General features: G+C 32.2%; 21 protein-coding genes and 1 pseudogene. 3 read left to right on the plus strand and 19 right to left on the minus strand.

The genetic code is table 11. The features are described from left to right. Positions 1 to 44: 44 nt before the first annotated feature. The 13 genes from RSA29_RS15785 to RSA29_RS15845 all read right to left on the minus strand — a co-directional run bounded on the left by RSA29_RS15785 (position 45) and on the right by RSA29_RS15845 (position 13986). Positions 45 to 1292 carry an erythromycin esterase family protein gene (locus RSA29_RS15785; RefSeq protein WP_346944033.1) on the minus strand — a complete coding sequence of 416 codons (1248 nt, stop codon included), beginning with the start codon at positions 1290 to 1292 and terminating at the stop codon, positions 45 to 47. 698 nt (positions 1293 to 1990) lie between these two features. Beyond that, complete coding sequence (locus RSA29_RS15790) at positions 1991 to 3289, minus strand: alpha/beta hydrolase-fold protein (protein ID WP_346944032.1); 1299 nt, start codon at positions 3287 to 3289, stop codon at positions 1991 to 1993. Between the two features lie 179 nt (positions 3290 to 3468). Further along, the gene (locus RSA29_RS15795) at positions 3469 to 3645 is read right to left on the minus strand and encodes a hypothetical protein (RefSeq protein ID WP_346944031.1); all 177 of its coding nucleotides are present in this window, start codon (positions 3643 to 3645) and stop codon (positions 3469 to 3471) included. An 88-nt stretch (positions 3646 to 3733) separates the two neighbouring features. Further along, a complete protein-coding gene (locus tag RSA29_RS15800) occupies positions 3734 to 4390 on the minus strand; it encodes a class I SAM-dependent methyltransferase (protein WP_346944030.1) in 657 nt (218 codons plus the stop codon). Between the two features lie 269 nt (positions 4391 to 4659). Next, positions 4660 to 5034, minus strand: coding sequence for a hypothetical protein (locus RSA29_RS15805; protein ID WP_346944029.1), 375 nt, complete (start codon positions 5032 to 5034; stop codon positions 4660 to 4662). Positions 5035 to 5702: 668 nt separating this feature from the next. After that, positions 5703 to 6944, minus strand: coding sequence for an MFS transporter (locus RSA29_RS15810; protein WP_346944027.1), 1242 nt, complete (start codon positions 6942 to 6944; stop codon positions 5703 to 5705). Between the two features lie 1590 nt (positions 6945 to 8534). Beyond that, positions 8535 to 8882 (minus strand): hypothetical protein, encoded by a 348-nt coding sequence (locus tag RSA29_RS15815; RefSeq protein WP_346944026.1) that lies wholly within the window; start codon positions 8880 to 8882, stop codon positions 8535 to 8537. 85 nt (positions 8883 to 8967) lie between these two features. Further along, positions 8968 to 9177: a hypothetical protein gene (locus RSA29_RS15820; RefSeq protein ID WP_346944025.1), complete on the minus strand. Its 210-nt coding sequence runs from the start codon at positions 9175 to 9177 to the stop codon at positions 8968 to 8970. 113 nt (positions 9178 to 9290) lie between these two features. Then, entirely contained in the window at positions 9291 to 10280 is a 990-nt protein-coding gene (gene bsh / locus RSA29_RS15825) for a choloylglycine hydrolase (RefSeq protein WP_346944024.1), read from the minus strand. A gap of 161 nt (positions 10281 to 10441) precedes the next feature. Next, on the minus strand, positions 10442 to 11788 hold the full coding sequence (bioA, locus tag RSA29_RS15830; protein ID WP_346944023.1) for an adenosylmethionine--8-amino-7-oxononanoate transaminase: 1347 nt from the start codon (positions 11786 to 11788) through the stop codon (positions 10442 to 10444). Next, a complete protein-coding gene (gene bioD, locus RSA29_RS15835) occupies positions 11788 to 12468 on the minus strand; it encodes a dethiobiotin synthase (protein WP_346944022.1) in 681 nt (226 codons plus the stop codon). Before bioD ends, bioA begins: the two co-directional genes overlap by 1 nt. Beyond that, positions 12461 to 13432: a biotin synthase BioB gene (bioB, locus tag RSA29_RS15840; protein WP_346944053.1), complete on the minus strand. Its 972-nt coding sequence runs from the start codon at positions 13430 to 13432 to the stop codon at positions 12461 to 12463. The genes bioD and bioB overlap by 8 nt, the downstream gene beginning before the upstream one ends. 2 nt (positions 13433 to 13434) lie before the next feature. Then, positions 13435 to 13986: a biotin transporter BioY gene (locus tag RSA29_RS15845; protein ID WP_346944021.1), complete on the minus strand. Its 552-nt coding sequence runs from the start codon at positions 13984 to 13986 to the stop codon at positions 13435 to 13437. Between the two features lie 246 nt (positions 13987 to 14232). Between RSA29_RS15845 and RSA29_RS15850 the strand changes: the two are divergent. Next, positions 14233 to 14696 (plus strand): annotated as a pseudogene (locus RSA29_RS15850) (ATP-binding cassette domain-containing protein); the annotation flags it as partial. A 102-nt stretch (positions 14697 to 14798) separates the two neighbouring features. Here RSA29_RS15850 and RSA29_RS15855 read toward each other — a convergent pair. The 6 genes from RSA29_RS15855 to RSA29_RS15880 form a co-directional block, all read right to left on the minus strand. Beyond that, positions 14799 to 15230, minus strand: coding sequence for a DUF3021 family protein (locus tag RSA29_RS15855; protein ID WP_346944020.1), 432 nt, complete (start codon positions 15228 to 15230; stop codon positions 14799 to 14801). Then, positions 15227 to 15673: a LytTR family DNA-binding domain-containing protein gene (locus RSA29_RS15860; RefSeq protein WP_346944019.1), complete on the minus strand. Its 447-nt coding sequence runs from the start codon at positions 15671 to 15673 to the stop codon at positions 15227 to 15229. The genes RSA29_RS15855 and RSA29_RS15860 overlap by 4 nt, the downstream gene beginning before the upstream one ends. Before the next feature lie 12 nt (positions 15674 to 15685). Beyond that, complete coding sequence (locus RSA29_RS15865) at positions 15686 to 18073, minus strand: FAD-dependent oxidoreductase (RefSeq protein ID WP_346944018.1); 2388 nt, start codon at positions 18071 to 18073, stop codon at positions 15686 to 15688. Between the two features lie 321 nt (positions 18074 to 18394). Next, entirely contained in the window at positions 18395 to 18667 is a 273-nt protein-coding gene (locus RSA29_RS15870; protein WP_346944017.1) for a DUF3267 domain-containing protein, read from the minus strand. Then, a complete protein-coding gene (locus tag RSA29_RS15875) occupies positions 18630 to 18998 on the minus strand; it encodes a hypothetical protein (RefSeq protein WP_346944016.1) in 369 nt (122 codons plus the stop codon). The genes RSA29_RS15870 and RSA29_RS15875 overlap by 38 nt, the downstream gene beginning before the upstream one ends. Positions 18999 to 19582: 584 nt before the next feature. Next, positions 19583 to 19942: a hypothetical protein gene (locus tag RSA29_RS15880; RefSeq protein ID WP_346944015.1), complete on the minus strand. Its 360-nt coding sequence runs from the start codon at positions 19940 to 19942 to the stop codon at positions 19583 to 19585. Between the two features lie 1087 nt (positions 19943 to 21029). Between RSA29_RS15880 and RSA29_RS15885 the strand changes: the two genes are divergently transcribed. Together RSA29_RS15885 and RSA29_RS15890 are read left to right on the plus strand one after the other, a co-directional pair. After that, on the plus strand, positions 21030 to 21851 hold the full coding sequence (locus RSA29_RS15885; protein ID WP_346944603.1) for an IS66 family transposase: 822 nt from the start codon (positions 21030 to 21032) through the stop codon (positions 21849 to 21851). A gap of 37 nt (positions 21852 to 21888) precedes the next feature. Beyond that, entirely contained in the window at positions 21889 to 22167 is a 279-nt protein-coding gene (locus RSA29_RS15890; RefSeq protein WP_346944013.1) for a hypothetical protein, read from the plus strand. The last annotated feature ends 365 nt before the right edge of the window (positions 22168 to 22532 follow it).

The following is a 22532-nucleotide window of genomic DNA, read 5'->3' on the forward strand; positions in this document are numbered from 1 at the left end:
CCTCCTTTTTTATTTTTGTAGGACTTTTCTTGCGAGCTGTCCATTTATTCTTCACTGATTATAGTTGTCGGGTTCGCCTCAGCCACAAATATCATTCCATCGTACAACTCTGCTGGTGGCTGGAACATCCGATAGCTTGGGGGCAAAAGGCGCATAAACCAAGAATAGCTCTCACCGAGGGTGCCTAGATAGTTATACTGTGCTATTTGCTCCGCCAGCACGGGACTTTCGGAAGCTTTTGCAAAGTCTAACCAGCAAATATCCATCCCCGCCACTTTTGCCGCCTTGGCCAGCGGATCATGGGAGTAAAACACCTGATTTGTGCGGCGTCCGGAAGAACCATTGGGCATATTGCAGTAAGTTTTGTAGAAATCCGTGCCGATGACATAGTAGCCCTCGCCCAGTTCATTTGCCAGCAGCTTGCCCATGGAGTCATAGCTACCCCACCTTGCCACATGACTGTTATGTCCAGCAACGAAGATACGCTCACGTCCAGACTCCCACTCCTGCTCTGAGATCCATTTGGTATTCTCCGCCATGAGCCTATCCCTTAAATCTGGGTCTGCCGTAACTTGAACCTCACAATACTGTAACAGCATATCTGCCAAGTATATGGCCTGTTCCGAGTTTTCCTTGCTATCCAGCTCAGTTTTGATATGGGTTATCATCTCCACTCTAGCAGGGTAGTCATACTCATCGCTCCAGTTATCACCGACCATAAGCTTTTCTAAATTCCCGGTGTCCACGCCCAGCTTTTTGCAGGCTTCCATTAAAAAACGAAAGCTGTAAACATATCTCTGCATATCGAAGCCGTAGAAGCGCAGATCTTCGCCCTCGGCGGCACTTTCATTATACTGCCGCATGAACGAAATAAGCTGTGCCATCTCCTCGGTACGATAGATTGCAAACCCGATTGCCGCCACAGCCTCCTGTGCTGTGCCTTCTCCGCCGTGAATGTAGCGGTTTACCTGTTCACAGCCGCCGTAGTCTCCCTCTAATGCAAAGGCTCGTACACCGTAATTCTCCACCATGCCTTTGAACACATCCAGCTTAAGCTGTTGAAATTCCACATTCCCGTGAGTTGCCTCGCCCAAGGCTATTATTTGGGCTTGCTCCGGTATGGTGATATCTTCTATCCTCCCCGCATAGGCCGCAAACTCCTCTGGACTCGTATTTTCTCCAGTGCCAAAGCCACCGAAACGCATAAATATAAGTGCCGCTACAGTCAGCATCCCAAACAGGGATAATACTGTAAGCCGTATCATGAGATGTTTTTTTCTTTTCTTCTTCATCATTGTCCTCCTTATGGTTTGTTACTACTATGGTAACAACCATTTTTAAGGAATTTATAAAGAAGATAAGGCTTTCTCAAAAATTTATCACGGCTAACGGCTTATATAACGCCACACCAGCTGTTATGATATATAGTTCTTTCTTGTAAATTATAAATTTGATCTCAAAGCCTTCAATTTTGGCTCCAACTTTCCAAAAAAGTTTTCTAGGATAATTATACAAAATAAGTTTACCATACCAAAATGATGGTTTCAATTAATCCAAAACGGACAACAAGAAGGAGAAATACCATGAAAACAAAAGCCACTACATCAAATAAATGTTGTAGTGGCTAAACTGTATTTATTCAAAGGTTCACATTAGTTTTATGTAGTATTTGGATCACCTGTTAGATAGTACTGATACCAATGTTCATAGCTGCGATCTTCCTAATCACTAGACCTCTGGTGTCCTTATTCTGGAAGCTTGTATGGATCTCTTAATATACATTTAGCAAGTTTCATTCTTTTTGAATACACTATTTCATAATATTAATCACAACCATAATTACAAATATAGCAATCTTTAACCTACTATTTCTTTGAGTTCTATGGAACTTTTTAATAATTTCTCTAATTATCTTCACAGTTTGTCACTGGAAGAATTTACACCCTAGGGGTAATTGCGAAAGGACCGTGGGACTTGAGCTTGCTAATATTTATGAAACACTACCCTCGGTATATTGTTCTTTATCCTCCTGATATCCAATAAGTGAAATCAATCCATTAGCAAGTGTCTGTCCCCAACTCAGATAGTCATGTCCACTCTTAAAGAATTCAAAATCAACATGATAGTCCAATGATTTTAATGTATTCTTAACATTAACTGAGTTATTAATCATTGTTTCTTTATTTTCAAGAACACCTACATTCATATAAAACTTAAGTGGAAGCTTAGAACTTAGCTTTATTTGAGAACTCATCCAACAATCAAGTTCAGCACCTTGTTTTTCAATAGCTACTTGAGATTGCTTTTTTTCATCTGATTTTATAGGATTATACCAAAATGAACCCGAGTTACAAAGCACATTTCCAAACACATCAGAATGTTTTAGCCCCATATATGTAGCTGTTAATCCACCAAGGCTTAATCCACAAATTATTGATTTTTGTGGGTCATCTGATAAGTTGTATTTTTTCCTAAGCCAAGGAATCATTTCATTTGCTACGGAGCTACAAAATAGATCATTGCAATATAAATCTTCACGCCTATTATCTATAGTATCAATAAAAATTGCTACTATAGGCGGGATTTTTTTATCAGCAATTAAATTATTCAAAACGTGTTCTGATCTAAGAATATTTATATAATCATGACCATCTGTCAATGTAATAAACCCATAAGGTGAAGAATCATTACTATAACCAAAGGGTTTATAAACATTTACAATTCTAGGTTTTGAGAAATATGAACTTTCGAATTCATGCTTTGTAATCGTGCCTTTTGGGATGTTATTTCTTTCTTCAAGCCAAAGATTTTCATCTGAATTAGGCATGTTAACATATGATATATTCACTTCAGACATACCGTGTCTATTTAACGTAAGTTTATTTTTGTTGAATTTATCTACTCGCCTATTTTGGGAACGTTCTGTACATTCTATAAGTAGAGAGTCATTAGGAAACAAATGGTATGCAAATTTCAAGTCATTCCTAACTTTGTAAGTGTCATACCATAAATTTGTATCACCAATGCGATTAAGAAGGTGTTCTTCGATATTTTCATTAGTTAAGCCTGGTAGTATTGATGAGATTATAAGCACATTGTCAGTCGGTTCTTCAGCAAAATAAAATATTGTAACTAATGAATTGTCTGGGTCATCATGTATTGATTCAATAATTGGAGTTCCTTTTTCCTTTAAAAACTCAAGAAATTTATTTAATGCTTTTTCTTTGTGATTTTGAATATTTAATTTTAATATTTTAATTATTTCTGTTTCAAAATTATATTTATTCATAACTCATTGTATACTCCTTTATTAAGTTAAGTAATAGCCGATTGCAAAATGTTGCAATCGTTGATTTTACTAGTATTGCAGACCACATTTCATATATTTCCCTTTACTCACTTTGACACTTGCAAAGTTCTCTACACCACTTTTGCATATCAATTATTAAAAATTCACATTTCATTATACTAATCCTCCTTAATTCTAGTTTTTTTGATTGCCCCTACAGCTTTTCTATTCTTTCTTTTTCTCATTTCTCTTGAAATGATACTCTTGTTAAGCTTAAATTCATCTGCTGCTTCTTTAAAAGACGCTCCACTTTCAACCATATCAAGTGCTTTTTCTAGTTCATTATATCTATACAAAATTAACTTTCTAACTCCTTCAACATTCTAGTTTTTTCTTCTGCAATTTTTCTATATTCATCATCGCTCCATTTTGGATTTTTATTGATCATTTATAAATCTCTACAATCCATGTGAAGTTCACAATATGCTCTGTATTAATTTTTAGTCCTCTATTTTCAATACTTTCTTTTAATTTTTCAACAATAAAATAGTTTTTACCACTTATAAAATCCCATAGTTCTCTCTTGTTTCCTTTTATAAATGTGTCCCTATAATTTTCCTTCTCTTCATTGCTTTCAAACATAAAGTCAACTAATATGATTCTACCCCTTTTGCTCAATTTCATCATGTAGCTTATAGCCTGTTCTTTCTCATTATTTGTAAGTCCATGTAAAACATATGATGAGACTACAATATCTGCGGATTTATTAAGCCTTTGTAAATCTATAAAGTCACCCTCTATAAACCTCATACTGTGAAATTTACTTTTCCCAGTGTTTATCATATCAATACTTCTATCTATGCCTATAACTTCTATATCATTACTTAATGGACCACATAAATTACCAGTACCACAACCAAAATCTATAACACTGGTGCAATTATATTTATTAATTCTATCTCTTACCATTTGTAAAACTTCTTCATATTTTTCAAATAGTCCAAGTTCATCATCCCTTGATAAAATTACCATTTTATCATAGTTTCTTCCTTTATTACATTGCATATTTTTACCCTTACTAACCCCAATACCTTTCTTCAAGCACTCCCTCACCATCCATTGAGGTTGGGCCTTTTAAGTACCCATAATCAACCTCATAGAAAAAATCTGCATATCTTGGATGAACAGTCGCTTTGGTCTATCTATCACTATTTTTAACTTTTATTCTACACCTTTTTGCATTTCCATAATATTCACTTTCACCGTCAAATTAAATTTACGGTGAAAGAATGGTGGTATTGCCACCAATTAATACCAGTATACCTAAATCACTAATTTAAAAAGACTAGGATTAATTCCTAGTCTAATGATTAAGCTGATATTACATTATTTTTATTTTGTTCATTTATTTTTTTAAGATTTGAATAACCAACAAAGCTTAAAACTAAGCTTGGTATAACAAATAATATATATATTAAGAACATAACTCCACCGACACTATATAATATACCAGCTGTTAGTGCAAAACCTCTCTTATTTGTAAAGTAAGCAACCCAGTTGAAAATCATAGCTAATACTACTAATATCATATGCGGTATCACTAGTACAGTTGCTAGTGCAGCTCCCACCTGTTCAGCTCCTTCGCTTCCTCCAATAGCCCCAGTGAAATACGAAATTAAATAAATTGAATATAATACCCCTAGAATAGCACTAATAAGTAATGCTTTAGAATGTTTCTTTTTCATGAATTCATTCCTCCATTTTTTAGTTATTTACCTATAATTATACATTAAATTAACATTTTGTCAACATTTTGCGTATTATTTAGATGCTAATCTCGTTTTTTACAATTAATGTATAATTTTTAGATTTCTTTACATAATCTAAGTAGTAAACCCAAGTAAAAAGTGCTCCTCTTTTTACTATTTCTTTCTCATATTAAGCACTCAACACAAAAAAGGTAACAAGACTTATTAATCTTGTTACCTTTTAATATTTAATAAAAGTGTTTACAGTGGCGGATTACATTTACTACAATGCTTTAACCCTCTAGCTCTTACTTCCTTTAAAATTATTTCTATTGGAGTATTCATACCACTACATTCTTTTGAACTATGAACACTTTAAACATCATCGAAGATATTATCACAAGAAAAATAATTTGCTACCCCAATAAAAATTACGGTGGCAAATCGGTAGCAAATCATATTTAAAATCATTTCAAAATTGATATTATACTTTTCATCTGATATCCGCATTATCTAGAACTTCCATTCTTTATATTTATCAGCTAACTATTTTAGATTAAGCAAGAGCTTGCCTATTGCAACCGCTACCTCCCCCAAGGGTTTTAGTATTTTATAGTATTTCTTTCAAATATTCACCTAAGTGCATTTTTCATTTAAAATATCTATTAGTCAATATTTATGCATTCACGAATTTCTTTAATTTTACTTGTTACTAAAAATAATAAGAATAAAATAAAATACGAAACCGAAATTACTAATTTTGTTGAAAAAACATCAGCTAAAATACCACCTAGCGTTAAAGCAATAGGAACTAGAGATAATCCTAACATCTTTTTAAATCCAAATGCTTTACCTCTTAAATCACTGGGAACTATTTTTTGGAATGTAACCTGTAAAATTGAATTTGTAATTGATATACCTAAACCATTACAAAACATTAACCCGCAGGCTAATAATTTACTATTAATATTAGCTAATGCGATCATTGCAATAGAAGTTAATAATCCACTCATTGTAAATAAAGCAAATTTATTTACTTTTCTAAAATCCACCTTCGATAAAATAGTGAATCCCATTATTAATCCTACTGATGAAAAGGAAAGTGCTATTCCATATAATCCAATTCCCAAGCCATTTGTCATTTTAAAATATGGTAAAGCCAGCATAAATCCTATACTTCCAAAAAAATTTAGAAATGAAACGATAATGTATAGGAAAACCAACCCTTTGTTACCAATAACATATTTAGCACCAGATATTATATCTTTAAAATAATTAATTTTTTTAACTTTTTTAATTTTTGAGGGAATTGTAATAAATGACTCTGATGTCGCAGACAAAATAAAGCTAATACCATTGAAAAGAAATAATAAAGGTGCTCCAATTAAACTTATTACCACCCCAGCAGAAGCACTTCCTAATATATTTGTTCCTTCATAAACAATAGATAAAGAAGAATTTGCCTTTACTAAATTATCTTTGTCTACAACGTCTGGAATTGCTGAGTTTACAGCTGGTCCAAAGAAGCACCCTGCAATTCCGATAATAATGCCAACTACTAGAAAGATCCATAAAGGTTTATATCCTAAATTAATCGCTAAAAATAATAGTACTAAAGGTATGCCACTTATTAAATCTGATAATATAATAATTTTTTTTCTATCATGAGTATCAGCTACAGAACCAGCAAAAGGAGAAATAATAATACGTGGTATTAATGAAACAGCGTTAACAAATCCTAAATATGCAATAGATCCAGTTGTATCTAAAATAAAAACACTCAATGCCATACTATAAAACGAATCTCCTAAACTTGAGACAAACTGGCCAAGCCATAATAATGTAAAATTCTTTGCCCATAACTTATTTTTTTTATTTTCTAATTTTTCAACATTTATATTTTCCATTTTGTCACCTTTTCCCTTAAATTAATATAAATTGAGTTATATATTAATATTAATTTTCATATTGATATAATCTGCTATATCATCACACTTCGACCTACAGTAGAGGTGCCCACCTGAATAATACTTAAATTCACATTGACTTTCTATAAAATTAACCCATTAACATATATCTTCTAATTCTAGCTCCTCTTCTTCACATTAATAATGGAAACATTACATGTGATTTTTTTAGTATTCTTTTTCAAACATGTAATTTTCAAGTATCTTCACATCGTTTTTTTATTATTGTTAAGGCATAAATCTAGTAATTCTTTACTTCTGATTATTTCTTGAATTATTTTCCATATTTTTCTATTTTACTAAGGAAATCATTATCATCTAAATTATGAAGTTCCTTAGTACTTTTAGTCCTCGGAGAAGGCTATCCAGAAATATAACTCGTTCCTATTGCAGTATATATCTTTCGAAGTGTTTTTTTTGTAATATCTTGTGTTTATAATTTATTTATTTCCAATAGTTTATTGCCTTTTTTTACTTTTGATGTGTAAATTCATTTGCAATTATACTTTTTTCACTGTTTTTTAAATTTAAACTAAGTTTTTGTTAAAAATATAAATTTGCATATTATTTTGCATTTTTTCTTCGGTAGTTAACTAGATAGTTTATAGATTTTCATAAAAATATTCTTTATATTTACTCTATATATTTTTCACCTATACCAAAATAGGAATACGTACCACCTTCTCTTGTCTAAAACCCATAATTGTATATTTCATAATGATCTCCCCTTAACATATGTATTTTCCCCATTAAACCTATTCAACTAGATATATGCAATTTTGAAATTATTTTATTCTAAATTTAATCTAACTTGCTAGCTTCCTAACTTCCTGGGCACTCAACTCATTGATACCACTGACTTTAAACCTCCTAGAGCATTTTTTATTTTCACAATAATTCTCTCAATAATTTTAAATTTTTAATTTCAAATTCTCATTTCCCCTAGGAGCTTCAAACCCTGTTGGCTCTAAGGCTTGAATACCCTAAGAACATAAAAACATAAAAACATAAAAATATTGTGATTCTAATAATTTATTTTTATTTTTACTTTTATATCTATAAACTTTTTTAAAATCTGGCAGCAGTAGCATGATAAAATTAAAAGTCTGTACTAAAAAAGAGTTGCTCCAAAATTTACTTTTGAAATAACTCTATATTTTTTAATTTACAAAAAGAAACTATAGTTTAAATGTACCATATATGCCTACGGTGAATTACTGTGGCATACTTCTGATGGAGGAATGACTGATATTACTATAACCTCAACATCTATAACTATTTCTAGAATATAAAATTCATCCTTATACTGACTTCCATTGTCTGCAACTTGCCAAGATTTCCGACAAGTTATATTAGTTGCTTGTCTCTGGAAATATTTAAAACCCTTAGGAATTTTAGTATTTTCCTTGGAAAATACTTACTATTCATCTAAACTCTGACTTTATCTTGACAGCTTGTCACTGGAAGAATTTACATCCCTGGTGTGCTTGCGAGAGGACTTTGGGACTTGAGCTTGCTATAGGCTAAATTTTAATATCTATTATCAACAGGTTTAGTATCAACAGCATAAATCAAATTAACACCCTGGTATGGATTTGCCTGATGTATTAATGTTGATTGTTGCTGTGCATATACAGGGTCTCGTATTATTACTGAAACTGCATTAGAAGGATCTTCTAGCAAATCACTATTATTTAAGAATCTATTAAAATCAGTTCTATTAATATGAGCACTTTTTCCTTTATAGTAACAAATCTTCATGCCTCTAGTCCTTGACTTATGACGTATTACAAATACTCTATTTAGAAACTCTTCAAATTCTCTAAGCTCTCTTCGTCCTTCTTCATTGTTTGCAGCAGTTACTAAAATATTTAACATATTAAGCCCCCCCTCCATTTTTATCTTTCAGAACTATAATATGATTTTGCAAATTAGTTTGTGACTGGCTTCAGCTTACAATATTTTATGTCCCCTCTATTCCTATTCTAAATCTTTTAAATTCTTTTAGAATCATAGATGTAAGATTTTCAACAGTTATTAAGAAATCAACAAAAATTTGCTTCAACCCAAATTCTATAAAGATAGTTTTATTATCAGTTTCAGTTTCTTCTAATACTTGTCTACACTCTTTCAAGTTAGCAACTACTTCTTTCATATCTTCAATAACTTTCATGAATTAGTCTCTGCATATGTATTAACCTTATTCTGTGACGTAAGAAAAGCCTCATGCTCTGCATAAGACTTTTATGTGGTAATTTGATGGGCCTCGAAGTATGATCATTTATATTAATTTTGATAGTTGATATCTAATGAGTTCATATATGGATATTTTATAATTTCCTTAGAATCAAGGTCCTCACCCTTCATGGTAATTGCATTGATTCTATTGTTATAATAAGTACTATAATAATAAACTCTCTTTTGCAAGTTCATGCATGAAGTATATATAGAGGTTTCATGCAATCCATCTGGTGTTATTAATGATCCCTTAACTTCAAAAACTGTATTAAGAGCATTAAAAAATTCAATTACACCAGCTTCCTCATCTATTGGTATTGGCATAAAGTTTTTTATAAATGCTATTCTAACAAATCTTGATGGTGGTGTATTGTCTCCTGGCATACCTATAGCACCTGCTCCTTGACCTAGCGGCGTTAATTTTTGTTCACCCCAATATGCATCAGTTGGTTGTTTTGGAGTTAAATGGATATACTGTTTCAAATTTGTCATTTGCCAGTAAAAGGTTGGTGAATTAGTCAATATACCAAGCTTATCTTGATATATACTTAGTTTTTCTTTAGTACTTTCTATAACTATACTTTTTCCACTTCTATCAGTAACAATCCAATGATATTCAGTTGGAAGATAGTCCTCAAGTTTAGGTAAATCAACAATGTTAACCTCTCTAAATGCAACCACAACCTCTTCAACAGTTTTAAAGTTACCCAATATCCATAGGATTACATCATATGGTGATAAATTAACACTATTCTCTTGTAAATTTTTATTATACGATGCATACCCTGGGAAATATAACATGGCACATCCAAGTCCATTCTCATTAAATCCATCTGTTAGATAAGGATATGTATTAAATACTGCTCCCATTCCCAATATAGCATATTTAACATACTCACTCTTATCTGTTACTCCACTTCTCCACTTGTACTTTCTAGGGATAAGATGTACTGATTGATTAAAATTAACTACGTAATCTAAGTCTCTACCAAATAAAACTTCACCTTGTTTTGTTTTTACGGTAAGAGCTGTACACATAAACTTATTCCTCCTAATATAATTCACTTCATATAATTATATTATAGTAATAGTTCAAAAATACTTTATTAATTTTACAAATGACTAAAATAATCACATTTTCTTTTTTATTAATCTATCAATAGGATTTTTTACTCTAACTTGACGTGTTTCTTTTTCTTTTACTCATTTACAATAATCCTATCCACTGCTGTCTTTGCAATTTCTATGGCTTTGTCCAATTCTTCCGTGGTAATGGTAAGTGGTGGATTAAAATACACTACATTCCCTAGTGGACGTAAAACTAAACCTAGCTTCAAGGCTTCTTTATAAATTTCATACCCAAGCCTTAAAGTACTATCAAAGGCTTTTTTACTAGCCTTGTCCTCCACCAGTTCTATTGCATTAATAAGTCCAATGGAGCGAATTTCTCCTACCTTAGGATGGTCTCCAAAAACCTCCTTGATTCTTCTATTTAAATACTCCGCATTTTCCTTAGCTTTAGCTAAAATATTCTGCTCCCTAAGAACCTTAAGCACGCCTAAGGCTGCTGCACAACCAAGGGGATTTCCACTATAGGTATGACTATGCATAAAGGCTTTTCCCTTATTGTAGTCATCATAAAAGGCACTATATATTTTTTCGGTGGTTACCGTAATAGACATTGGCATATAGCCTCCAGTAAGTCCCTTTGATAAGCACATCATATCTGGAGTAATTCCAGCGTGGTCACAGGCAAACATTTTTCCTGTTCGTCCAAAGCCAGTGGCAATTTCATCTGCAATTAAAAGCACATCATAATTTGTGCATAATTGACGAAGCTTTTTTAAGTATAGCGGTGGATAAATTCTCATTCCTGCACTACCTTGTAACAGAGGCTCCACAATTATTGCAGCAGTTTCATGGGCATACTTTTCAAAGGCTGCCTCAGCTTTTTCAAAACATTGACAACTGCAGTTATCACGGTTCTTGCCATAGGGGCAACGGTAACAATCTGGAGCTTCTACTTGAATTGTATCCATGAGCATGGGTTTATATATTTGTGCATATAAATCCATGGCTCCAACGGATAAAGCTCCTAGGGTTTCTCCGTGATACCCTTCAGACAGACACATGAATCTTTTTTTCTCTGGCTTCCCACTTTGATAATGATATTGAAAGGCCATTTTTAATGCACATTCTACTGAGGAAGAGCCATTATCAGAGAAGTTAAATTTAGTAAGCCCCTTAGGTAAAACTTCTATAAGCTCCTCACAAAGGTTTACGGCTCCCTCATGGGTAAAATTAGCAAAGATAACATGCTCTAGTTTATCTAATTGTTTCTTTATACTTCCACTTATTTCAGGGTTACAGTGTCCTAGTAAGTTGCACCACCAAGAACTTACAATATCAATATATTCCTTACCATTTATATCATAAAGATATACACCTTTCCCATGATCAATGGCAATAGGGGGTAAAGTTTCATAGTCCTTCATCTGGGAACATGGATGCCATACATATTTAAGATCTCTTTCTTCTAACAACATTATATCTCCTCCTCCTGAAAAACCTCTGCTAATTTCACAGGGCATATATCAAGGTGCATATCTCCTGGCTTCACCGTAGCAATAACTGATATTCCTGTAAGTTCCTCAATCATCTTAAGGTTATCCACCTGCATTTCATCACCAGTAAAGTAATTTAAAATTATTCCCTTAACAGGAATCCCTTGAGCCTTTAAATATTTCACCGTTAATACTGTGGCATTAATAGTTCCAAGCCCTGCAGCTGCCACCACCACCGTTGGAAGTCCTAGAAGATTTATAACCTCCTCCAATAAAACTTTCTCTTCATCATCCCATCTTAAAGGACAAATGATGCCTCCGCTTCCCTCTGTAACAACATAATCATACTCTTTACAAACCCTTAGATAATCAGCCTTTACCTTAGCTAAAGAAAGGGGGTTCCCCTCAATTTGAGCTGCCAAATGAGGAGACACTGGTGTTTTATATAAATAAGATAAAAGAGTTTCTTCCCTTTGACCTATTTTCGCAAAAGCATTAACGTAACCTGCATCACTTTCTGCAATACTTCCAGCACCACTTACAGCCGCCTTATAGTATCCACAGTTTATGCCTGACTTTCTTAATGCTTTTATAATTAAAGCTGAAACATAGGTTTTTCCAACATCTGTACCTGTAGCCGTAATAAATAACCCTCTACTCATTTTTTACTTCCACCTGAAAACCAAGTTCATTAATCATATTTAAATCAGCTTCAATAGAAATACCTGCTGTAGTCAACATATCTCCTGAAATTGCAGCATTAGCCCCTGCTAAGAAACAGCCTCGTCCCTTGTCTGGAAGCAGTCCTCTACCACCTGCAAGACGAATAAAGGCATCTGGAAGCATAAAACGATATACAGCAACAGTACGTTCCATCTCCTCCTGTGAAAGAGGCTTATTATGTTCATAAGGAGTTCCTTCAACTGGATTTAGAAGATTTACAGGGATACTTTTTACTCCAAGCTCTCTTAGGGATAATGCAAGCTCTACTCTATCCCTTACCGTTTCTCCAATTCCAAAGATTCCTCCGCTACAAACCGTCATTCCAGCACTTTGTGCATGTTTTATAGCTGTCACCTTATCCTTGAAAGTATGGGTTGTACACATATTAGTGAAATAGCTTTTAGAAGTTTCCAAGTTATTATGTATACGTGTAAGTCCTGCATTATAAAGCTTATGATACTGCTCTTCATCTAAAAGACCAAAAGAACCACAAACCCTAATTGAAATTCCTTGTTTAATTTCCCTAACAACCTGACAAATGGTATCAACCTCTTTATCTGAAATTCTCTTTCCTGAGGTTACAAGAGAGTAACGCAAAATTCCTCTGTCTGCATTATATTTTGCGCCCTCCACAATTTCTTCCTTGGAAAGAAGAGGGTACTCCGTACAGCTTGTATTATAATGTGCAGATTGAGCACAATACTTACAATCTTCAGAGCAACGACCACTTTTCGCATTAATTATAGTGCAAATATCAAAGGTGTTTCCACAATAATATTCTCTAATCTGGTTTGCTGCAGCACAAAGCTCCTCCAAGGGTTCCTCAAAGAGTTTTTCTGCCTCCAATGCTTCAATAGCTGTTCCAGCTAATACTTTTTCTTTCATTTCATTTATAAAACTCATCATTATAACCCCCTTCTAAGAACAGGAATAATTCTCTTTGATATAAAGGCTGCTAAAAAACAAAGTAATATGTCTCCAGGCACTGCAAGAATAAAGCAGTAAAGAAATAATGGCCATAAACCTATTGGTGAATTCAAGTAAAAATTACTGATAACATAGTAATAAGCCATTCCACATAGATAAACTATAAATAAACCAGCAAAGGTTGCTGCTAATAATCTCTTGTAGCTAGGTCTTGAAACCTGATTTGCAATTTTACCTGTAACATAAGCTCCAATGCAGAAGCCAATAATATATCCAAAGGTTGGTGTGAAAATATATCCAATACCTCCTCCTTGAGCAAACACAGGTAAACCTATTAACCCAAGAACTATGTACACTCCTATGCTAATTGCTCCTAAACGTCCACCTAATAAAAGTCCCGCAAGAGTTGTAAAAAGAAACTGCAGTGTAAAGGGAACAACGGGAATTGGAATATTAATAAAGGCTCCAATAACCGTTAGTGCTGTGAAAATGCCAATAAAACTAATCTCCTTAATTGTTAGTGATTTCATGAAACTTTTCTCCTTCCAAATTTTCCATTGAGTGTTTAAATTTAATTCCACCCATATCTGAAACTAAATATATCATAGAATAAAGATATTGTAAACTGTATACTTTATAAGAGTTTACAATTTTGTTTTAGTAATATATTTAAGCTATATATACTAAATTCTAAAGGTTTTGCTAAAACTATAAAAAAATCAGCCTTGGAGGAATTCCAGGATACAGCCCTTAGAAATTCTGACTAGATTATAGTTCATCTTTCAAGATATGGTTTTGAGGAAGACCTTCTTAATCAAAAGATAGGCCCCCTATCTGGTGGAGAAAAAATATCCTTCAACTAGCTAAGGTTTCTACAACACAAGCAAACCTGTTGCTCCTTGATGAGCCAACAAGCCATTTAGATACCTATTCACAACTGGCACTTGAAAAAGCCCTTGAAAACTACAACAGTACCATTCTAATGATCTCCCATGATTTCTATTCCATAGTAAATTCCATGGACTATGTTTTAATCATCTAAGATAAAATCATTAGAAAAATGAAAATGAAAAAATTTAAAAGAATGATTTATGCTGAGCATTTTGATAAAGACTACTTAGAAATTGAACAAAAGAAAAAAGCCATTGAAACTAAAATAGCTCAGGCTTTAGAAAATAATGATTTCGAAGGTGCAAAAGTTTTATGCGAAGAATTAGAACCACTAATTAAATTGCTTTAATTAGCACTAATTATGTGTTCAAAATTTTTCTTATATTTTTTATCTTTATCAAAATTTCATTAAATAAAAACTCAAGATTATTAACTCTTAATCCTATATAAATCAATTTTCTATTTTTCTTTGATAAGTTTTTAAAAGCTTTGATAAATCATTATCTTCCTTTTTATACTGTCTTCCAAGAAAGAAACACACCACTAAATAAATTGCTGTAAAGCTTACGATAAATACTGTCACATAAGTTTTATCGGTCCAATCACCCCAATTAAATCTTATTGCCCACGGTACAATAACACCTAATAGCAATATGTATTGTATGAAAGGATAGAATTTGCTATCTAAAATACTAATAAAATTACTTAAGTAATCTAGCAAATATATTATAGCTGCAAATATTAATGCAAGACCTACAGATTGAAATGTACCTTGTGAAAAATCTATATCTGATCCTAAAAAACCTTTAAATATTGCATATGTTATATTTGTAGTTGTAAACATAATACAAAACAACGTTAAAAAATATTTTACAGACTTCATTTTTTTCCTACTCCTAATCTTTCCTTAAATGCTGGCACATAATTTCTTGATATTATAACATGCTCTCCATTCTTCATAGTGACCTGCATACGTCCATTGAACAATGTTTTTAAGGAATTAATATATGAAAAATTAACTATAATTGACTTAGATGCTCTAAAGAAAAATCTTTCTGATAGCCTTTCCTCTAGTTCATACAGCTTCTGATTAACCTGATACATCTTACTTTTTGTATAAGCAAATACCTTATCATCTACACTCTCGATATAATAAATATCTTTTGGATCTATTAGAAAACTTTCATCATTATCCACACCAATAACCTTTTGATTGGTAGTAGATAAATCATTTACAAACATTAATATTTCATGAGTAATATTTTTACATTTGATATTTAATTCTGTTTCCTTTAACCCTTCAATTTCCTCAATAGTTACTTTCAAAACTTTTCTCCTTTATCTGTGCATTTTCTTCCTAGGATATATATAGGAAAGTATTAATCCTATTATAACAAAAATATATGCAATATTGTTTACAGGAGCTGAAAATATTTCCATTGTAATAAATCTTAATGCAAAAACTACAACCCATAACGCAGTCAAATGTACATTTACCTTATAGAATAATTTTGTTCTCACTACTTCCTTTGAATATTCAAGCTTTGAATAAGCTGCTGTTATTGGCTTTTTTATTATAATACTAATTATAAATATAAATATTAAAGAGAATTCCATAAAATAATTTGACTGAATTATCAAGTTTACTGCAAATGCTATAAGCGTCCCACCTTCTAGTAATGATATTTCTCTATTTCCTCTTGGTTTAATACAATTAATGAATGTTACTAAATAAACAGTAGCTACCATAGTTAGTATTTTGGGTTCTACATAAGCTTCTAATATCCAGTACACTATCCAAGGTACTAAGGCTAAATTTACCCATATTAATGAATCTATTTTTCTATGTTGTGTTATATTTTCTTTTTGGTTAGTGCTATCCGTTACTGTTTCGCCTTTAGACAAACTATCTGTATCTAAAAGTTCTGGTATCTTCATGAATAGCTCTGAAGGTCCTTCTATTCTAATATCTCCATCAAACAATGCATCCGCTCCGCTTTTTCCTTCAAAGGCTATACCATACCAAACACTATATTTAGTCATTATTGATAAATCTATCTTACTTGGTTTCTCCTTTAATAATCTACCTTTACCTTTGCTAATCTCCATATAATAATCATGGTTATTATCAAAGTTAAAATGATATACTAGATCTAACCCCTTTGCTTTCTTTTTATCAATATTTGCAACCATTCCAGCCATAAATACGTTTAAATCCATCGTTGGCTCTTTGCTTTCTTTTTTAACTTCCGAATTTCTAAAAACTCTATCTGCACACATTACACCTGAAGTTATAGCACCCTCAAAGCCTCCACCAGGATTAGTCCATGAACCAGCTAACAAAGTATTTTCAAAGGGTGTTTTAAAGCTTAATCTGTTAAAACCACCTTGGTTAACATTTTGTGCCCATCCATAAACTGCACCCCCAGAGTTATTTGTGTATCTCTTCATAGTATGTGGTGTTCCAATCTCTAATACCTTTATATGCTTTCTTAAATTTGGAAAAACTTTTTCAGCCTTATCTAATAGCTTTTCTGTTACAATTTGCTTTTGTTTTTTATATTCCCCACTTTTATATTCTGGCCAATTATCTATGGTATCACCGATAACAATAGCAATCACGCCTTGCTTTTCACCATTTAAATTAGGATCTAAAATATCATAACTAGTTACACCGTAGCTCATATTTTCATAATCACCACATTTTATTGCCTTATAGGTCTCTGCATTTTTTGTAACTTCAATAAAATAATCACCCTTCTCAATACCAATATCCTTTGATTTACAATCTAATCCAATATAAAGTTGAGTTAAACTTATTCCTTTTTCAAGACTTGCAAGCTTTTCTTTATATTTAATAACCTCATCATTATCTTCTACCATGCCGAAAATATGATTTGGATCACAAGCTATTATAAATTTTTCACCTTTAAAAATGTTTCCTTTTTTTGTTGTTACAGATGTTATTTTATCCTTATAAGTATCTATTCTAACAACTTCTGATGAAAGAAATACCTTTGAGCCATTTGCTTCTATCATTTCAACAAAGGTATTTGAAATCTTTCCTGCTCCACCTTCAATATAAAAAGTTCCACCTATATGATAAGATATCCAAGGTAATATATAATATAGAGCATTTAGTTCCTTTTGTGGTAGGCCATAATATAGCCATAAAAACGAAAATTCCTCTATAAGTTCCTCATTGGTTGTATATTCTCTTAAAAATTCATCTAAAGTTATTGATTCAAGATATCTATTGTACTTTGGCATTCTATTGTCTTCCTCAGTTACTTTAACCATATCTTCCTTAACCCTTAATAAGAAATCAAATAAATTCTCTATATTAACCTTCTCTACAGGATATTTCTTAATTAGAAACTCTTTATAATTATCAAAATTTGATGGTATATCAATTTCTTCACTATTTAAACTTAGAATTGTAGCTGTTTCTGGTTTTTCTAAAACATTAATATTTTTTAGTATTCCTAGTTTTTTATCTAAAATTATATTTAAAGGATTATTCTCCTTAAGTCCACCTATCCCATGTAGTGCTGTATCAAAAAGATAATAGTTATTATCTTTATCTTTTCTCTTAAAGTTTGTTGCATATCCACCTGCCACAAAGTGCTTTTCTATTATTGCAACCTTTTTTCCTTCGTTGCTCAGTCTTAAACCTGCTGATAATCCAGCTAATCCTGCACCTATTATTACTACATCATACATCATGCATATTCACTCCCTTGTTCTGTCTTCTTGATTATAAATATACAATAACTATTTTAGTCTCACAATATCACATAAGGTAAGATGCATTTTCTTAAGGGTAAGATGCTTACTTATGCATTCTACATCTGATTAACATATTTACACATATGGCAATCTATACCTCCACTAAGGGTTTGAGTATTTTCCTTGGAAAATACTTGCTAATCAGAAATTCAAAAATCCATTCTTCAATCTCCAACCAGTTTCGTAAATTCAGGTTGGAGCAAACCCCCTAGGTGAGGACGTTATTGCCATGGGCAATCACTTGCTACTTAAAGTTTGTTATTTATCAAAGGTTACAAAGCCACATTTTGTTGGATGGTCAACGATAATGGAATTTCTGCATTTTAAAAGCATTAAAACCACTGTTAGATCCCCCGAAGCTCCTATTATGTTCAATATACTAAGTAGAAATATCACCAAATTTCCTAGAACCAAGGAAACTAAAAACATTCCTAAACCTATAACAAGAAAAGGCATTAAGCCTCCCAAGATGTATCTTTTAAAAGTTAGAGCCTCAGCACAGCAGCAATAAGGGGTTAACTGCTTCCACATTACTCCATAGGAAATATTTTTTTATCTTTGCAGAACCATCCCAGGTAACGCCATGAAGGAACTCATGGATAAAGCAAAATACTAAAGCTAATATCCATATTAATATCATACTTTTAAAATCAAGATATATTGTTACAGAATTCATATTTTCAAATAATGGATGAAGGTTGAAATATATAACAGCACAAATTAAAGCTATGGGTGCAGCAGTTACGAAAGCCATGAGATTTGCTTTCAAAACAGATATAGTATGTTCCCTTGTTTTATATCCTTCACTTTCATATTTATCTTTTAAAGTTTTAAATATTTCTTGTCGCTCTTGTGGTTTCATTTTATCCCTCCTGACTTTTATATTAAAATTTATTATATAGATTCTTTTGGCAGTGAATTTTCAGGCATATACTGCACGGCTATTCTGTTCTCTGATTTTTCATCCCAAAGATAAATTACCATTAAAAAGAACCAACCTAAGGGGATATAGTTATATATTCATAGTACCGCCCAACTAGAACCCACCTTTCATCCTTTGTATTTATGCAAGCAAACACAATATTAATATTTGTACCTTATTAGAATTTCCATACTGTACCGCAGTGAGCAGCTCACTTTCATAATTTAATTCCTTTATATTTTTAGTATAAAGGTTATAGCTGCTATAAGGTCAATGAACAAAGTTTTAATAGTGAATTCACATTTAGGTTTAAAACTTGAGAAATTAATTTAATGAATGATAATATGAAAAAGAGTAACAACTAGGGTTAAAGTAGTTATTACTCTTATTGTTAACTCTTTATTTTTTACACACATTTCACCTCTCATGGATTATCCCCAAGACGGCGAATACAAGCAATAGCTTGCCTCTTGCAATCTCTGCCGTCACCGTGGATACTTGCATGAACATTATTGATATTTAGGTTAAAATAGAAATGAGCAACAGCTACAGTTAATAACTGAATCAATCTTAGTTGGATTTAGCTTTTCATTATTCTCCATGAAATTCATTGTAGTAGCTTTGCTTTTTTCATAGGAAATCATAGACTTTAACCTATCTTTATTATCTTCTAAAACCGAAAGGTAATATATAGGGTCCTCATAAATTCTTTTTAAAATATCTGAATACTGTTTTGTAGGCATATCTCCATCACAATATCTGCTAAAAGTTTGTTCCCCCCAACCAAGAAGTAATGATAATGGCCTTTTACCTATTTTAAAATAATTTTTAAATTTTATTTTTTCTAAACTCTTTTGATGTAAACATAAATAATACTTTATCAAAGGTCTAACAAAATGATAATCAACCACTACCAGTCGTGTAATAATTTAATACTATGACAAATTAAAAAAATATTTTATTCCAAATTTAATCTAACTTGCTAGCTCCTAACTTCCTAACTTCCTAACTTCCTAACTTCCTGGGCACTCAACCCATTGATACCACTGACTTTAAAGCTTCTAGATCATTTTTGATTTTCACAATAATTTTCACAATAATTCTCTCAATAATTTTTAATTTTCAATTTTAAATTTTAAATTCTTAATTTCCCTAGGAGCTTCAAACCCTTTTAGCTCTATGCATTGAACCCTCTAAGAACATAGAAACATTGTGTTTCTAATAATTTATTTTTACTTTTATATCTATAAACTTTTTTAAAATCTGGCAACAGTAGCCATGATAAAATTAAAAGTCTGTACTAAAAAAGAGTTGCTCCAAAATTTACTTTTGAAATAACTCTATATTTTTTTAATTTAACTACTCTATTTACTAAAGCTTCTTATTTTATGGCATCTTTAACTACATAAATAATTACTTCAACCTCAGAGTGTAATCCTGGGATAATGTGAACTGACTAGGAATTTTAAAAACTTATTCTGCTTATGTAACGTAATAAAAGCCCTATGCTCTGCATAAGACTTTTACCTAGTAATTTACTGGACCTCGAAGGTACTGTTGAAGATAAGGGCTTACCCCTATAAGATGTTGCTATAAATATTTGTTTTGTATCAAATATGAATACTATATTCAACGCCATTGCTTAAATCTTTCATAGAAATTAATTAATGTACAGTCTGCTATGGTCTAAAATTTGGGAATACCGCACTTACGAAGTTTGAGTCCAAGTGAAATCCTGTCCCTGGAATAATTTTCACCCCTGCATGCTGTGCGAAAATATGATTTATGCACAACCTGCTGGGGTCCTTGTGAAAGGACTTTAGGATTTGAACTTGCTACAAATATTAAAACTACGCAAAAGAGAACCACCATCTCTGACGATTCTCCTCTTATCTCATTTTATCTTCACAGCTTGTCACTGGAAGAATTTACACCCCTGGTGTCCTTACGAGATGACTTTGGGACTTGAGCTTGCTAAAATCTAATGTCATCATGAGTTATGAAACAACTTGGCAAATAAATAAGGAAGCTGGTAAGCTTGTGTCTAGTAATTCTTTTATATGGGTACATAGAACCGGAGTTTGTGAAGAAACACCAATAATTCTATACCAATATACTAGTAGCAGCGCCGGAGAACATGCCAAAAATTTTCTTGAAGATTTTGAAGGTTTTCTTGTTTCTGATGCTTACGCAGGTTATGAAAAAGTAAAAGACATAACTCGTTGCCTTTGCTTCAGTCATTTAAGACGGTATTATATTGACGCTATCCTTCTGGATTCTAGTAAAAAAGAAATACCTGAATCTGGCGGAGCCATTGGATGTGATTTCTGTGATAAACTTTTCAAACTAGAAAGAAAATGGAAAGAGTTATCACCTGAAGAACGTAAAAAGAATAGGTTTGTTAAAAGTATCCCTGTGTTGGATGCCTTTTTCGCATGGGCTGAAAATACTTATACTAATAATCCAAACTTGAAAAAAGCTTTAAAATATACTTTAAATCACAAAGATTATTTTACTAATTTCTTACTTGATGGTGAAATACCATTATCCAATAATTTATCGGAGCAAGCCGTAAAAACAGTGGCAATCACGAGAAAAAACTCATTATTTTCTGATTCAGTTGATGGTGCAAAAGCATCTGCTATTATATTTAGCATTGTAAATACAGCGGCAGCTAAAAACATAGATGTATACAAATATCTTGAATATATATTTAAAAACTTACCAAATAGTAAATTTTCACTAGAACCTTCGGTACTTCAGGAGTATTTACCTTGGTCAGAAAAAATATAAGCAAAGTGCAAAGTACATACAGAGGAGGAGTCTTACAATGAGTCAGCCTAATATTAATTTTATGATGAATATGACAAAGAAGTTTCTTGACGGGAAAATTGATGATATAGCCTATACATTAGATTTTCCATATGAGATTGAGAATCGCTATAATAAAATACATCGTGAAGACAATGATTATTGTGAATTGATATACGAGTGCCTTTATGAAGAAGGAATAGCACTTTATGATGATCTATCAGATGATGAATTTAAAGAACTTATAAGAAAACAATATAATTACATAAAGCAAATTGCCAAAGAAGGCTTCTATTAAATAAATCAGCTCCACACGTCTGTTGTGGAGCTGATTTATTTTGGGTATACGGTAGGTGTTCCACCTCTTACTTATCATCACAAGTTTAACAAAGGAGGTATAGTGTTAATAGGCGGAGATTCTTTGACACTTACACTTTACTAATATATCCTCCCAGTTTATTTCTTCATCTACATCCTTTAACATTATTGAAATACCTCTCTTAAATCATCTTGGATATTTCAAGTTTATCAAAGGATATTATGGATTAATAGCCGGTAATTCTTTGACGCTTACATATCCTCCATAAAAAAACTTCCTCCAATTTACCCTTGGAGGAAGTCAAAACACACTTAATTATTCAATGGTAAATCCCGCAAACCCTT

This window comes from Clostridium sp., assembly GCF_036660475.1.
Lineage (GTDB): Bacteria > Bacillota > Clostridia > Clostridiales > Clostridiaceae > Clostridium_J.

What these genes read in the sequence shown, in the direction of transcription:
- RSA29_RS15785 (WP_346944033.1), bottom strand. Translation starts at nt 1,292, where the DNA reads ATGAAGAAGAAAAGAAAAAAACATCTCATGATACGGCTTACAGTATTA.
- RSA29_RS15790 (WP_346944032.1), bottom strand. Translation starts at nt 3,289, where the DNA reads ATGAATAAATATAATTTTGAAACAGAAATAATTAAAATATTAAAATTA.
- RSA29_RS15805 (WP_346944029.1), bottom strand. Translation starts at nt 5,034, where the DNA reads ATGAAAAAGAAACATTCTAAAGCATTACTTATTAGTGCTATTCTAGGG.
- RSA29_RS15810 (WP_346944027.1), bottom strand. Translation starts at nt 6,944, where the DNA reads ATGGAAAATATAAATGTTGAAAAATTAGAAAATAAAAAAAATAAGTTA.
- RSA29_RS15815 (WP_346944026.1), bottom strand. Translation starts at nt 8,882, where the DNA reads ATGTTAAATATTTTAGTAACTGCTGCAAACAATGAAGAAGGACGAAGA.
- RSA29_RS15820 (WP_346944025.1), bottom strand. Translation starts at nt 9,177, where the DNA reads ATGAAAGTTATTGAAGATATGAAAGAAGTAGTTGCTAACTTGAAAGAG.
- bsh (WP_346944024.1), bottom strand. Translation starts at nt 10,280, where the DNA reads ATGTGTACAGCTCTTACCGTAAAAACAAAACAAGGTGAAGTTTTATTT.
- bioA (WP_346944023.1), bottom strand. Translation starts at nt 11,788, where the DNA reads ATGTTGTTAGAAGAAAGAGATCTTAAATATGTATGGCATCCATGTTCC.
- bioD (WP_346944022.1), bottom strand. Translation starts at nt 12,468, where the DNA reads ATGAGTAGAGGGTTATTTATTACGGCTACAGGTACAGATGTTGGAAAA.
- bioB (WP_346944053.1), bottom strand. Translation starts at nt 13,432, where the DNA reads ATGAGTTTTATAAATGAAATGAAAGAAAAAGTATTAGCTGGAACAGCT.
- RSA29_RS15845 (WP_346944021.1), bottom strand. Translation starts at nt 13,986, where the DNA reads ATGAAATCACTAACAATTAAGGAGATTAGTTTTATTGGCATTTTCACA.
- RSA29_RS15855 (WP_346944020.1), bottom strand. Translation starts at nt 15,230, where the DNA reads ATGAAGTCTGTAAAATATTTTTTAACGTTGTTTTGTATTATGTTTACA.
- RSA29_RS15865 (WP_346944018.1), bottom strand. Translation starts at nt 18,073, where the DNA reads ATGATGTATGATGTAGTAATAATAGGTGCAGGATTAGCTGGATTATCA.
- RSA29_RS15870 (WP_346944017.1), bottom strand. Translation starts at nt 18,667, where the DNA reads ATGTGGAAGCAGTTAACCCCTTATTGCTGCTGTGCTGAGGCTCTAACT.
- RSA29_RS15875 (WP_346944016.1), bottom strand. Translation starts at nt 18,998, where the DNA reads ATGAAACCACAAGAGCGACAAGAAATATTTAAAACTTTAAAAGATAAA.
- RSA29_RS15890 (WP_346944013.1), top strand. Translation starts at nt 21,889, where the DNA reads ATGAGTCAGCCTAATATTAATTTTATGATGAATATGACAAAGAAGTTT.